12 protein-coding genes are annotated in these 13,318 nt (G+C 45.2%); all 12 read right to left on the reverse strand.

Features of this window, described 5'->3' with window-relative positions; genetic code table 11:
* The 12 genes from ABFV83_RS07675 to tsf all read right to left on the reverse strand — a co-directional run bounded on the left by ABFV83_RS07675 (position 1) and on the right by tsf (position 13,134).
* Positions 1 to 1,143 (reverse strand): 1-deoxy-D-xylulose-5-phosphate reductoisomerase, encoded by a 1,143-nt coding sequence (locus ABFV83_RS07675; protein ID WP_349948299.1) that lies wholly within the window; start codon positions 1,141 to 1,143, stop codon positions 1 to 3.
* 101 nt (positions 1,144 to 1,244) lie between these two features.
* Positions 1,245 to 2,045: a phosphatidate cytidylyltransferase gene (locus tag ABFV83_RS07680; RefSeq protein WP_349948300.1), complete on the reverse strand. Its 801-nt coding sequence runs from the start codon at positions 2,043 to 2,045 to the stop codon at positions 1,245 to 1,247.
* Between the two features lie 19 nt (positions 2,046 to 2,064).
* Positions 2,065 to 2,787 carry an isoprenyl transferase gene (locus ABFV83_RS07685; RefSeq protein ID WP_349948301.1) on the reverse strand — a complete coding sequence of 241 codons (723 nt, stop codon included), beginning with the start codon at positions 2,785 to 2,787 and terminating at the stop codon, positions 2,065 to 2,067.
* A gap of 201 nt (positions 2,788 to 2,988) precedes the next feature.
* Positions 2,989 to 3,543 carry a ribosome recycling factor gene (gene frr / locus ABFV83_RS07690; protein ID WP_349948302.1) on the reverse strand — a complete coding sequence of 185 codons (555 nt, stop codon included), beginning with the start codon at positions 3,541 to 3,543 and terminating at the stop codon, positions 2,989 to 2,991.
* A 14-nt stretch (positions 3,544 to 3,557) separates the two neighbouring features.
* Positions 3,558 to 4,259, reverse strand: coding sequence for a UMP kinase (gene pyrH, locus ABFV83_RS07695; protein WP_349948303.1), 702 nt, complete (start codon positions 4,257 to 4,259; stop codon positions 3,558 to 3,560).
* A 156-nt stretch (positions 4,260 to 4,415) separates the two neighbouring features.
* Positions 4,416 to 6,119 (reverse strand): peptide ABC transporter substrate-binding protein, encoded by a 1,704-nt coding sequence (locus ABFV83_RS07700; protein WP_349948304.1) that lies wholly within the window; start codon positions 6,117 to 6,119, stop codon positions 4,416 to 4,418.
* Positions 6,120 to 6,312: 193 nt separating this feature from the next.
* Positions 6,313 to 8,004, reverse strand: coding sequence for a peptide ABC transporter substrate-binding protein (locus tag ABFV83_RS07705; RefSeq protein ID WP_349948305.1), 1,692 nt, complete (start codon positions 8,002 to 8,004; stop codon positions 6,313 to 6,315).
* A 106-nt stretch (positions 8,005 to 8,110) separates the two neighbouring features.
* Positions 8,111 to 9,088, reverse strand: a complete 978-nt coding sequence (locus tag ABFV83_RS07710) for an oligopeptide/dipeptide ABC transporter ATP-binding protein (protein WP_349948891.1) — start codon at positions 9,086 to 9,088, stop codon at positions 8,111 to 8,113.
* Positions 9,088 to 10,092: an ABC transporter ATP-binding protein gene (locus tag ABFV83_RS07715; protein ID WP_349948306.1), complete on the reverse strand. Its 1,005-nt coding sequence runs from the start codon at positions 10,090 to 10,092 to the stop codon at positions 9,088 to 9,090. The genes ABFV83_RS07710 and ABFV83_RS07715 overlap by 1 nt, the downstream gene beginning before the upstream one ends.
* A 13-nt stretch (positions 10,093 to 10,105) precedes the next feature.
* A complete protein-coding gene (locus ABFV83_RS07720; protein ID WP_349948307.1) occupies positions 10,106 to 11,146 on the reverse strand; it encodes an ABC transporter permease in 1,041 nt (346 codons plus the stop codon).
* Positions 11,147 to 11,163: 17 nt separating this feature from the next.
* The gene (locus tag ABFV83_RS07725) at positions 11,164 to 12,081 is read right to left on the reverse strand and encodes an ABC transporter permease (protein WP_349948308.1); all 918 of its coding nucleotides are present in this window, start codon (positions 12,079 to 12,081) and stop codon (positions 11,164 to 11,166) included.
* Positions 12,082 to 12,210: 129 nt separating this feature from the next.
* Positions 12,211 to 13,134, reverse strand: coding sequence for a translation elongation factor Ts (gene tsf, locus ABFV83_RS07730; RefSeq protein WP_349948309.1), 924 nt, complete (start codon positions 13,132 to 13,134; stop codon positions 12,211 to 12,213).
* Between the last annotated feature and the right edge of the window lie 184 nt (positions 13,135 to 13,318).

Genomic DNA, 13,318 nt, shown 5'->3' on the forward strand with positions numbered 1-13,318 from the left:
TTACCACCTGCTTTCTATATATTCATAAGCTGCAGCCTCTGCTTCAAGAATTTCCTCTATTGTGGGATTCTCTTTTATAGTATGCCCGTTCATAGCTCCCTCTATCATATCAGTTATTGCCGGATATGTAATTTCTCTATTTAAAAATTTGGCAACTGCCCTTTCATTGGCAGCATTGAAAACCGTTGGAAGTGTTCCGCCTTTTTTTCCGGCAAGATATGCCAATTTTAAACCGGGAAAATTTACCATATCTGGTTTTTCAAAAGTTATTTGACCGATACTCCAGAAATCCAGACGGTCACCGGGAAGAAATCTCCTCTCCGGATAGAAAAGCGCATACTGGATCGGGAGCTTCATATCCGGGGTTCCAAGCTGCGCCATAACCGCTCCATCCTCAAACTCCACCATGGAATGAATCACGCTCTTAGGCTGGATCACCACCTGCACCTGGTCCATTTCCACGCCAAAGAGCCACTTTGCTTCCATCACTTCAAGACCCTTATTGACCATGGTAGAGGAATCAATGGTAATCTTCCTGCCCATAGACCAGTTGGGATGTTTTAAAGCATCCTCCACCTGCACAGACTCTATCTCTTTTCTGGTTTTTCCACGAAAAGGGCCGCCGGATGCCGTCAGAAGGATCTTATGGATTGCTTTTTTATCTTCTCCGTTCAAGCACTGAAAAATAGCGCTGTGCTCGCTGTCCACAGGAAGAATCCTCACCCCCCGTTCTTTAGCCAATGGCATAATGATGTGCCCGGCAGTTACAAGGGTCTCCTTATTGGCAAGAGCAATATCCTTTCCAGCCTCAATGGCTGCAATGGTAGGACGGATTCCTATCATCCCCACTATGGCAGTGACCACAATTTCTGCAGAGCATTCCGTAGCAACTTCAATAAGTCCCTCCATTCCGGAAACAATACGGACCGGCAGATCCTTTACCGATGCCGCCAGTTCCCTGGCCTTATCTTCTCTCCACACGCATGCCATCTTCGGATGGAACTTTCTGATCTGTTCCTCTAACAGGCAGATATTGCTGCCTGCCGCCAGAGCAGTCACTTCTATATCCTTTTGATTTTCAGCCACCTCCAGAGTTTGTTTTCCGATGGATCCCGTTGAACCCAGAATTGCTATTTTCCTCATCTTATGCCGCTTACTCCTTTTCTTTTCCAATTTACCGCCATTCTTTCCGGGAAAAAGGCTTACCTTGTAAGGTGTTTCCAAAATCCAGGCCAAATGATCCTTTAACGTAAAAATGTCACCGCAAAATAAATGGCAGGAGCCGTAAAAAGCATGCTGTCAAAGCGGTCCAGAATTCCCCCATGGCCCGGAATTAATTTTCCATAATCCTTTACCTGGTGATTGCGTTTTATTGCAGATGCAGCCAGATCCCCAATCTGGGAGATTACCGCCCCAATGGCACAGGCCAGTCCGCAGGCTGCCTGGGGATTACGCATCTCCGTCATGGACCCTCCAAAAACAGACGCATAAAGAACTCCTAAAAGTGCTGCACCGGCCACTCCGCCGATTGCCCCTTCTATGGACTTCTTTGGGCTGAGTACAGGAGCCAGCCTGTGCTTCCCAATAAGCATTCCCACGCAATAAGCACAGGTATCACATCCCCATGAGCTTAAAAATACCAGCCACACCAGATATTTCCCGTCTGCCATGGTCCGGACCTGATAAAGATAGGACAGCATGACAGCAACATAAAAAACTCCAAAAAAGGCCACAGTCACCTCTTCCATCTGATACTTTGGAAAGGCAAATACATAAATACTCATAAGGATCATCAAAAATGCAATGGACATGAGCATCATAAACTGCTCTCCGCGAAACCACAGCAGCCCATAATAGGACAAGGTCGTTAAATATCCCATAAATCCCAGTGGGTTTTTCTGTATTTTCATCACACGATACAACTCAAACAAACCAATCATGGAAATGAAAATGGTTGTGGCAAAAAGCAAGACTCCCCCGCTTCCAACTGTAAAAAGAGCAATTATAACGAGAATGACTCCGCTTATCAGTCTGGTTGTAAACATGGCGTTTCCTCCCTCCGAATCACTTCACTCCCCCAAATCTTCGTTCCCTACTATTGTACGCTGCAATTGCCTTTTTCATCTCTTCCATATTAAAATCAGGCCAAAAGCAATCCGTGACATAGAGTTCCGTATAGGCCAGCTGCCACAGCAGGTAGTTGGAAAGCCGCAGCTCCCCGCTGGTGCGTATGAGAAGGTCCGGGTCCGGAATTCCCTCTGTGTCCAGATAAGAAGAAAAAACTTCTTCCGTCATATTCTCCGGCAAAAGCTTACCTTCCGCCGAATCCTTCATGATCTCCCTGACAGCCCGGACAATTTCATCACGGCCGCCGTAATTGACCGCAATGATAAAGGTAAGGCCTGTATTGCCTTTCGTCTCTTCCACCAGTTTACCGATTCCCTCTACAATATCCTGGTCAAACCGTTTCCTGTCACCGATCATCTTTACACGCACATTATTGGCCTTGGCGACTTTTAAAAGCCTGACCATATAATAGCGGAACAGCTGCATTAAGGCTCCCACTTCATCTGAAGTGCGTTTCCAGTTTTCCGTTGAAAAACCGTAAACCGTCAGATACTTAATTCCAAGCCTTGCTGCGTCCTCCACCGTTCTTTCTACAGTCACGCATCCTTCTTTGTGGCCCACGCTTCTTGGAAGCCCCCGTTTTTTTGCCCATCTGCCATTGCCATCCAATATAATTGCCACATGCTCCGGAATCACCATGTTCCCGTTCATTTTATCCATATAATGCCGCTCCTTTTAAAACAGAATAAAGAGTCTGCAAAGCAGACTCTTGCGCCGGAGCGCGGTTGCTTTAGCAACCATACTTCCTTAGCGCGGAGTGCGCCTCCTAGCGGAGCGCTGTTTTATATATCAGGGAATTCCAACAGAATTTCCTGATATATAAAACAGGACAGGCAAAATGCCTGCCCCTGTTCAACATTTTTATACAGTAAGAAGATCCTTTGACTTTTCTTCAATCATTTTGTCTACCTGGGCGATCATCTTGTCTGTCAGCTTCTGAATTTTATCTTCAGCCTCTGCCTGTTCATCTTCTGAAATTTCATCTGCCTTTAACTGCTTTTTAAACAAGTCATTGGCATCCCGGCGGATGTTACGGATAGCAATCTTTGCTGCCTCTCCCTTTTTCTTTACATCCTTTACCAGATCTTTTCTGCGTTCCTCAGTGAGTTCCGGAAATACAAGACGGATTACATTGCCGTCATTAGTCGGGTTAATTCCAAGTTCAGAGGTGAGAATTGCTTTTTCAATTGCCTTTAACAGGCTCTTCTCCCATGGCTGGATCACGATCATCCGGGCTTCCGGAATGGAAATATTGCCGACCTGCTGGATGGGGGTTGGCGTTCCATAATAATCCACTTTTATTTTATCCAGTACATGGGGGTTGGCACGTCCTGCGCGGATTGTCATGTATTCATTCTCCAGCGCTTTTAATGTCTTGTTCATCTTGTCTTCGTAAACCTGTAAACTCTCCTGCATATCGTCCTCCTGGTTTATGCGGTCACTATGGTACCGTTTATTTTTCCTTGCATTGCATTGGCAATGCTATCTTTTTCATTTAAGCTGAATACAGCAAGGGGCATCTTATTTTCCATACACATGATGGAAGCTGTTAAATCAATGACACCAAGCTGCTTTTCAATGACCTCCTGAATGGAGATCTTATCATATTTAACAGCATTGGGATTTGTCTTCGGATCGCTGTCATATACGCCGTCAATGGCCTTTGCCAGTAAAATGCAATCCGCATCCATTTCAATGGCGCGAAGCGCAATGCCTGTATCGGTTGAAAAATAAGGATGACCTGTTCCTCCGGCAAAAAATACAACTTTGCCTTCTGCAAAATACATGTTAGCCCTGTCCTTAGAAAAAAGCTCTGTCATGGAACCACATTCAAACGGGGTCAGTATCTGAGTACCCATCCCGGCATTACGAAAAATCTCGGAAACATAAATGCAATTCATTATTGTAGCAAGTATGCCGATCTGATCCGCCTTTGGACGGTCAATGGCATCGCTGGTTCTGCCTCTCCAGAAGTTACCTCCGCCAATAACAATGCCAACTTCGACACCTGCCTCCACGGATATTTTAACCTGCCGTGCAACCTCTTTAACAGTAGCTTCGTCAAAGCCCGTCTTATTCGCACCAGCAAGAGCTTCGCCACTGAGTTTTAATAATACACGTCTTGGATTCATAGCCTTAACTCTCCTGTACTTTTGTATTGTCTTAGGAGATTATAGCATACTTTCGGATGGTTGGAAAGAGGAAGTTTGCAGGCAGGGAGCAAAGACCGGATAAAAACAAAACACCCGGGAATTATTTCCCGGGTGTTTTTTAAATTCAGACAATCTTTACTGCTCCATGGTAGCATACTGGAAGAACCAGTATCCATATGGAGAATACCATGTGCCTTTTAACTTGGGATCCTGTAACCACGGCTGGCTGTAGTAAGCAACCGGAGCGATAGCGGAATCCTCTAAAATCATGTTCTCTGCTTCGTGCAGCAATGCATAGTGCTTTGCAACATCAGAAGTGGAGTTTGCTTCATCAAGCTTCTTATCAACTTCAGGGTTGTTGTACTTACCATCGTTATTACCGCTGGTGGACTTAAATAAGTTCAGCATATTGGATGGGTCGTCATAATCTAATAACCAGCCGTTACGTGCGATCTGGAAATCTCCTGCACGGCGGGTAGGTGTAAAGGTAGACCATTCAACGATCTTAATGTCCATATTAACTCCCAGCGCTTCCTTCCAGCAGCTCTGTAAATACTCAGCTAATGGTTTATGGAACAGCTGGTCATTGGTCATGTATTCAATGGTAGGGAATCCCTGACCATCCGGATAGCCTGCTTTTGCAAGAAGTTCTTTTGCCTTGGCAACATCAGCTTCATGATCGGCAACATTAAAGAAATCGCCGCTATTATTCTTACGGGTCACCTCTTCAAAGGAAGAACCATTTTCTGCATCAGAGATGCCAGGTCCAACGAAATTCGTTGCCGGGGCATAAATTCCCTGCATAACAGTATTGGCAACATAGTCACGGTCAATTGCAAGGCTAAGTGCCTTACGTACATCCGGGTTATTAAACGGTTCCTTCTGGGTCTGGAAGCTTATATAATATGTCCCCATGGTGGATCCGATCTGGAAATCCTCGGTCTCTCTAAGACTTGGGATTTCTTCCGTAGGAAGGGTCTTGATCATGGAAACTTCTCCAGCCTGATATGCGCTGTAAGTCGCATTTCCATCTTCCATCAGAACAAATTTCAAGGTATTTAAAGTAACCTTCTCTGCATTCCAGTAATTTTCATTTTTACCAAAGGTGATGTGGGAACCTGGTACCCATTCAACCATCTTTAAAGGACCATTGCTTACATAAGCTTCCGGCTTTAAGGTCCACTGATCGCCATTTGCTTCAATCGTAGCTTTTTGTACCGGAACCATGGATGCATGAGTGATCAGCTTTGAAAAATATACACAGGGAACTGATAACTCAACCACAAAGGTCTTATCATCCGGAGCGGAAACAGCCAGCGCATCCAGATCGCCTGCCGCTGCCTCTTCATATCCCTTTACATAGCCTAACATATCTCCTGCATACGGAGCAGCTGTGTTGGGATCAGCAAGTCTCTTCCAGGAAAATACAAAATCCTCAGCTGTCAGTGGTGTGCCATCACTCCACTTTAAGCCGTCACGAAGATGGAAGGTATAGGTAAGGCCATCCTCAGATACATCAAAAGATTCAGCCTGACCACCCACAATCTTGTTCTCTGGATCAACGATCATCAGAGGTTCAAATGCATGAACAATTATATTTGCACCATCTGCGGCGCTGTTCAATGCCGGGTCAATTGTTTCGGGATTTGGTCCAACCTGTACTGCAAGATCAAGTGCTGTGGATGTTCCATTCGCGGGAGCTGTGGTTTCGCCGCCGGCTGCCGCAGTTGTGTTTGTGTCAGAGCCTGCTTTTGTGCCTGCAGTATTATTTCCGCCGCAAGCGGAAAGAATCATACCGGAGGCCATAACAGCAGCCAACACAAGTGACATTTTTTTCATAAATTCCCTCCTAATAAAAATCATATTCTATCAACGCAATAACGCTTTAACCAGATACTGCGGCGACTTATTTTTTAGCATAACACAAAAACAGCAAAATAGCAACGGGAAAATAGTTTATCAGATAAGATTACACAGACAGAAAAACACCCGGGAATATTCCCGGGTGCTACTTATAAACAACAGATTTTTCTTATTCCATGGTAGCATACTGGAAGAACCAGTAGCCATACGGAGAATACCATGTTCCCTTTAACTTAGGATCCTGTAACCAGAATTCATTCCTATAATTAATAGGAGCAATGGCAGCATCGTTAAGGATTATGTTTTCCGCCTCATGAAGCTTCGCATAATGTTCTGCAACATCAGCGGTAGAGTTTGCTTCATTGAGCAGCTTGTCAAGCTCCGGATTTTTGTACATGGCATTGTTATTGCCGCTTGTAGACATCATTAAATTCAGCAGATTGGAAGGATCATCATAATCAAGACTCCATGAATCACGCGCAATCTGATAATCGCCGGCGCGGCGGGTAGGGGTAAAGGTAGCCCACTCAATGATCTTAATGTCCACGCTAATGCCAAGTGCTTCTTTCCAGCAGCTCTGTAAGTATTCTGCCACCGGTTTGTTATAGCCTGCATCATTGGTCATGTACTCAACAATCGGGAAGCCCTTTCCATCAGGATATCCGGCCTTTGCAAGAAGCTCTTTTGCCTTTGCAACATCTGCTTCATAATCTTCAATGTTAAAGAAGTCGCCGCCGTTGTTCTTCCGTGTTACATCCTCAAAAAAGGTTCCGCCCTCCGCATCAGAAACGCCGCGGGGAACAAAGTTTGATGCAGGAGCACCAATACCCTGCATAACAGTATTAGCCAGATAATCACGGTCAATCGCAAGGCTTAAGGCTTTACGCACATCCGGATTAGTAAATGGCTCCTTCTGGTTTTGGAAATCTATATAGGAAATACCCATGCCCGGTTCTACATGGAACTCTTCTTTGTCCTTAAGAGCCGGAATCTCCTCTGTAGGCACATCCTTAATCATGGATACTTCGCCGGTCTGATAAGCGCTGTAAGCTGCATTGGCATCTTCCATCAGGACGAATTTTAAAGTATTTAAAGTAATCTTATCTGCATTCCAGTAATTTTCATTTCTTGCAAAAGTAATATGAGAGCCTGGAACCCATTCGATCATCTTTAAAGGTCCGTTGGATATATAAGTCTCAGGCTTTAAACTCCACTGTTCCCCATTCGCCTCTACAGATGCCTGCTGTACAGGAACCATGGAAGCATGGGTAACAAGCTTTGAGAAATATACGCAGGGAGCGGATAATTCTACTACAAGGGTCTTGTCATCGGAAGCGGAAACGCCAAGTGCATCCAGGTCTCCGGCCGCAGCCTCTTCATAGCCCTTTACATAGCCCAGCATATCCGCTGCATAAGGAGCTGCCGTCTCAGGATCTGCCAGTCTCTTCCATGAGTACACAAAGTCATTGGCAGTCAAAGGAGTTCCATCACTCCATTTCAGACCGTCACGAAGGTGGAAGGTATAGGTCATCCCATCCTCGGATACATCATAAGACTCCGCCTGACCAGGAACAATCTTGTTTTCTGAATCCACGATCATCAGGGTTTCAAATGCATGTACGATTACGTTAGCACCATCGGCCGCACTATTTAAAGCGGGATCAATACTTTCCGGATCCGGGCCGACCTGAACTGAAAGGTCAAGGCCTCCTGATGTTCCTCCTGCGGGGGTGGTTGTCTCCCCGTTTGCCGAGGCAGTGGTACCGCCTGCAGATGGGCCAGCCGATTTATTACCGCCACAGGCGGAAAGAATCATGCCGGTTGCCATGACAGCAGCCAATACAAGTGACATTTTTTTCATAAATTCCCTCCTACAAAATATATTAATCGGCACAGCAACACGATATACGCTTGTTGTGCCGATCAATTCTTAGCATAGCATAAAAACCATAAAATGGCAATGGAAATCAGTTTACTTTGTCCAGGTGGTGGCATGCTGCATAATGGCCGGAAGAAACCTCTCTCCACTCCGGTTCTTGCGCAGCGCAAAGCTCGTCTGCATAAGGGCACCGGGTGCGGAAACGGCAGCCGGATGGCGGATTTACCGGGCTTGGTACATCCCCTTCCAAGACAATTCTCTTTGATTTACGGCTGATTTCCGGGTCTGCAATAGGAATAGCAGAAATCAGACTCTTGGTATATGGATGCACACTGTGGAAGGTCAGTTCATAGCTGTCTGCAAGCTCTACCATTTTTCCTAAGTACATAACGCCGATCCGGTTGGAGATGTGCTTCACAATAGAAAGATCATGGGCAATAAACAGGTAGGTCAGGCCCATTTCTTCCTGAAGCTGTTCAAACATATTGACAACCTGTGCCTGAATGGAAACATCCAGCGCCGATACCGGCTCGTCACAGACAATGAACTGAGGGTTCACTGCAAGAGCACGGGCAATGCCCACACGCTGACGCTGACCACCGGAAAATTCATGAGGATAACGGTTTGCATGCTCTGAATTAAGTCCTACGGTAGAGAGCACGGAAATGATCTGATCGGTACGATCCTTTTTACTGGAAGCTAGATGATGGATATCAATCGCTTCGCCGATAATATCCCCAACGGTCATACGGGGATCCAGACTGGCATAGGGATCCTGGAACACGATCTGCATCTTCTGACGGTAAGGGAGCATATTTACCTTGGTAATATCTTCTCCGTCAAAGAAAATCTTTCCTGCGGTAGGCTCATAAAGCCTGAGCAGAGTACGGCCTGTGGTAGTTTTTCCGCAGCCTGATTCTCCAACCAGTCCCAGAGTTTCACCCTTTTTGATTCCAAAGGAAACGTCATCTACTGCCTTTACGACCTTCTTCTCAAATAACTTGCCTCCGGCAACAGGGAAATACTGCTGTAAATTCTTAACCTCTACAAGATATTTATTGTCCATCATGCGTCTCCCTTCTGCGCCTGTTCATACTCCTGTTTCTGAAGCAGCCAGCAGGCACTATAGTGAATATCAGATATATCCGTATACGGCGGCATTTCACGCAGACAAATCTTCATGCAGGCCCTGCATCTGGGTGCAAAAGGACAGCCAGCCGGCGGATTCAGCATATCAACAGGGCTTCCTTCAATGGGAACCAGCTTGTTATGTTCTTTTTCCGTAAGCTTTGGAATGCTGCGAATCAATCCTTTTGTATATTCATGGCTTGGATTATAGAAAATATCATTTGTATCACCATATTCCACTACTTTTCCTGCATACATAACTGCAATGCGGTCGCACATGTTAGCAACAACACCCAGGTCGTGAGTGATCATGATGATTGCCATTCCAAGCTTTTCTTTGAGTTCCATCATCAGTTCCAGAATCTGCGCCTGAATGGTCACATCAAGAGCCGTAGTCGGCTCATCTGCGATTAAAAGCTTTGGTTCGCACGCAAGGGCAATGGCAATCATGACACGCTGACGCATACCACCGGACAGCTCATGAGGGTACTGCTTCAAACGCTTATCCGGCTCATTGATTCCTACCAGGGCAAGAAGTTCTCTTGCTCTTTCATTTGCCTGCTGCTTATTTTTATTTGTATGGAGCATGATCACTTCCGTAATCTGGTTTCCAATGGTATAAACCGGATTTAAGCTGGTCATGGGATCCTGGAAAATAATTGAAATTTCATTTCCACGGATCTTTCTCATTTCCTTCTCTGTCATCCGCTCAATCTGGTGGCCGTTAAACTGAAGGGATCCGCCGATCAAGCGTCCGGGATAAGCGGTAAGGCCCATAAGGCTGTAAGCTGTTACAGACTTGCCGGAACCGGACTCGCCAACAATGCCAAGAACCTCTCCCTCACGAAGATGAAGGGATACATCATTAAGAGCCTTAACTTCTCCTGCAGGAGTAAAGAAGGAAAGACGTTCATTTTCAATATTAACCAAATATTCACTCATTGATCTCTCCTCCTTAATCTTTCAGTTTTGGATCGAATGCATCACGCAGACCATCGCCCAACAGATTGAAACTTAAAATAATAATAGAAATTGCAAAAGCCGGTGCAAACAAACGGTGAGGATAGCTTTGCAGACCATTTAATGCGGCACTTGCAAGGCTTCCTAAAGAAGGCATGGGTGCAGCAACGCCAAGGCCAAGGAAACTCAAAAAGCTTTCCGTAAAAATCGAGGACGGAATCTGCAGTGTAGTCGTAACAATCAAAGTACCAATGCAGTTTGTAAGCAAATGCTTCTTAATGATATGACCGCTGGAGGCACCAAGGGCCCTTGCCGCGGTTACATATTCCTGTTCCTTTAAAATCAGGATCTGGCTTCGCACGATACGGGCCATACCCACCCAGTAAAGCAGGGCAAATACAACGAAAATACTGATCAGATTTACACCGATGACCTGGATCCACTGAAAACCTGGCTTTTGAGACAAGGCTTTTAGAGGCTGGTCAAAGGCAACGGAAAGCAATACGATAATCAGAATGTCCGGAACCGTATAAATCATATCAACAATACGCATCATGATCATATCCACCCAGCCGCCGAAAAAGCCTGCAATGGAACCGTAAATGGAGCCGATAAGTAAAATGATACAGGAAGCGATCAGACCGACCATCAGGGAAACACGGCTTCCCATCATGACACGGACCGCATAGTCACGTCCCAGACTATCCGTTCCTAAAATATGAGGAAATACATCCTCTCCCGCGTCCATGGCAGTCAGTTCCTTTTGGGAATACTGCATGGGAGCAAGATTTTCGCTTCCGCGGATCTGCTGCTCATAGCTATATGGGTAAAACTCAGGAACAATAAAGGACAATATAAATACAATAATGATCACAGCGAGGCTGACCATTGAAATCTTGTTCTTTTTAAGGCGCCTGATTCCATCCTTCCAAAATCCAACGCTCTTACGCATGACAGTTAGGCTTTCTTTTTCTGCATCACTTGCCGGGAGAAAGTCTTCCACATTAAGCTGCAATGATAATTTATTCTTTGGCATCTTCTTTCTCCTTTCCCTTACTTCAGATTAATCCGCGGATCGATGAATTTATAAGCAACGTCAACCAGCACATTCATGATAACCATTAAAGTAGCAAGGAAAATCGTAGTACCCATAATAAGAGGATAGTCACGTCCTGTAATGGAACCAATGAATTCAGATCCCAGACCTGGAATCGTAAATATCTTCTCAACAATAAAGCTTCCTGTTACGGTATAGGCTAAAAGCGGTCCTAAGTATGTAACGACCGGAAGAATCGCATTACGAAGTGCATGCTTAAAGATGCTGACCATCTGGGAAAGCCCTTTCGCACGAGCTGTTCGCATGTAATCCTGCCCCATAACATCCAGCATGGATGAACGCATCAGACGTGCGATATAAGAGGACGGGTAAAATGACAAAGCCATTACGGGCATAATGTAGTTTTTCCACGATGCCAGTCCAAACGTAGGAAGAAGTCCCAGCTTCAAGCTTAAAACATACATTAAAATAGTACATACCACAAAGCTTGGTACCGCGATACCGCATGTACTGAAGATAATAATGATATTATCAACAGCGGTTCCGCGCTTGAATGCAGCAATACTGCCTAATGGAACACCAACAAGAACAGCAGTCAGGATTGCCATCCCGCCGATTCTTGCAGATACAGGGAACTTTGTTTCAATGATCATATTTACTGTACGGCCACGCTGTTTTACACTCAAGCCCAGATTGCCGTGAAGCAAATCCTTCATATAGGTCGTATACTGTTCGCTTAATGGTTTGTCCAGGCCGTACTTTTCATTAAGGGCCGCCTGGGCCTGTGGACTGATAGCCTTCTCAGACATGAAGGGGCCGCCTGGCACCATATTCATGACAAAGAAAGTAACCGATGCAACAGCAAAGATGGTTACAATCGCCATAGCGATACGCTTTAAAATATATTTAGCCACTTTCCTCAACTCCTTTGGTATAGTGATGTTCGCTAATATGGAAACATCTGTCAATGGTAAACGGACACTGTCTTAAAAGAAAAATCCCATGGATACCCATGGGATTCCCCCCAGAATCCTGTTACAAGATTACTGCATCTGCTTTGCAACCTCTTCTGCAAAGTTGTCTTCCTTCTTTTCAAGGCCTTCGCCAGTTTCAAAGCGAACGAACTTCTTCACATCTACCTTACCGCCGACTTCCTTAGAAACCTGCTCTAAGTACTTGCCGACTGTTAAATCTCCGTCTTTTACATAAGCCTGGTCAACAAGACAGAATTCTTTTAATTCCTTGTTTAAACGGCCTACGATCATCTTCTCAAGAATGTTGTCCGGCTTATCCGGGTTCTCATTCTTAGCCTGTGCCTTTAAGATTTCTGTCTCATGAGCAATGAATTCCTGAGAAATTTCATCTCTCCTCACATACTTTGGTGTTAATGCAGCGATCTGCATAGCAATATTCTTTAAAGCTTCCTTTACCGCATCATTTACCACTTCTGCTTCCGCTTCGATCAAAACACCGATTCTTCCGCCGCCATGGATATAATCAACAACCACACCGTCAGTAGCGATCTTTTCAAATCTTCTGATGTTCATATTTTCACCGATCACTGCGATCTGGCTGGACAATGCCTGAGCAACGGTTAAGGAGCTGTCTTTTATCCATGTCTCTGTAAGGAATGCATCCATGTCTTTTGCCTGGGAAGCAAGGGCCTGAGCTGCAACATCTGCAACATATTCCTGGAACTGAGCGTTCTTTGCAACAAAGTCTGTCTCGCTGTTTACTTCAACGATTGCTGCAGACTTTCCGTCTCCGGTCACAACAGTGGTAACAATGCCCTCTGCCGCAATTCTTCCTGCCTTCTTAGAAGCAGCTGCAAGTCCTTTTTCTCTTAAGAACTCCACTGCTTTTTCCATATCTCCATCTGTCTGTGCAAGAGCTTTCTTGCAATCCATCATGCCCGCGCCGGTCATCTCTCTTAATTCTTTTACCATTCCAGCTGTAATTGCTGCCATTTGTTTTCCCTCCATCAATTGATTTCATCGCTAACGCCCATGCTTTTTTGGCATAAAGATATGCCTACAGGGTGTTCATTTCATCTTTGATCATCTCAAAGGTAATTTATACACAGGAACCTTTTTCCAGTAAAAAAAAGCTTCGACCCGCTTCTCAAAGCAGGTCGAAGCATCCAATCGCCTG

This window comes from Lacrimispora sp. BS-2, from assembly GCF_040207125.1.
GTDB lineage: Bacteria > Bacillota > Clostridia > Lachnospirales > Lachnospiraceae > Lacrimispora.

Coding starts and splice junctions, on each gene's coding strand:
- ABFV83_RS07715 (WP_349948306.1), bottom strand. CDS start 10,092: ATGAGTGAATATTTGGTTAATATTGAAAATGAACGTCTTTCCTTCTTT.
- ABFV83_RS07720 (WP_349948307.1), bottom strand. CDS start 11,146: ATGCCAAAGAATAAATTATCATTGCAGCTTAATGTGGAAGACTTTCTC.
- ABFV83_RS07700 (WP_349948304.1), bottom strand. CDS start 6,119: ATGAAAAAAATGTCACTTGTGTTGGCTGCTGTTATGGCCTCCGGTATG.
- ABFV83_RS07705 (WP_349948305.1), bottom strand. CDS start 8,004: ATGAAAAAAATGTCACTTGTATTGGCTGCTGTCATGGCAACCGGCATG.
- tsf (WP_349948309.1), bottom strand. CDS start 13,134: ATGGCAGCAATTACAGCTGGAATGGTAAAAGAATTAAGAGAGATGACC.
- ABFV83_RS07680 (WP_349948300.1), bottom strand. CDS start 2,045: ATGTTTACAACCAGACTGATAAGCGGAGTCATTCTCGTTATAATTGCT.
- ABFV83_RS07685 (WP_349948301.1), bottom strand. CDS start 2,787: ATGGATAAAATGAACGGGAACATGGTGATTCCGGAGCATGTGGCAATT.
- ABFV83_RS07675 (WP_349948299.1), bottom strand. CDS start 1,143: ATGAGGAAAATAGCAATTCTGGGTTCAACGGGATCCATCGGAAAACAA.
- pyrH (WP_349948303.1), bottom strand. CDS start 4,259: ATGAATCCAAGACGTGTATTATTAAAACTCAGTGGCGAAGCTCTTGCT.
- frr (WP_349948302.1), bottom strand. CDS start 3,543: ATGCAGGAGAGTTTACAGGTTTACGAAGACAAGATGAACAAGACATTA.
- ABFV83_RS07710 (WP_349948891.1), bottom strand. CDS start 9,088: ATGGACAATAAATATCTTGTAGAGGTTAAGAATTTACAGCAGTATTTC.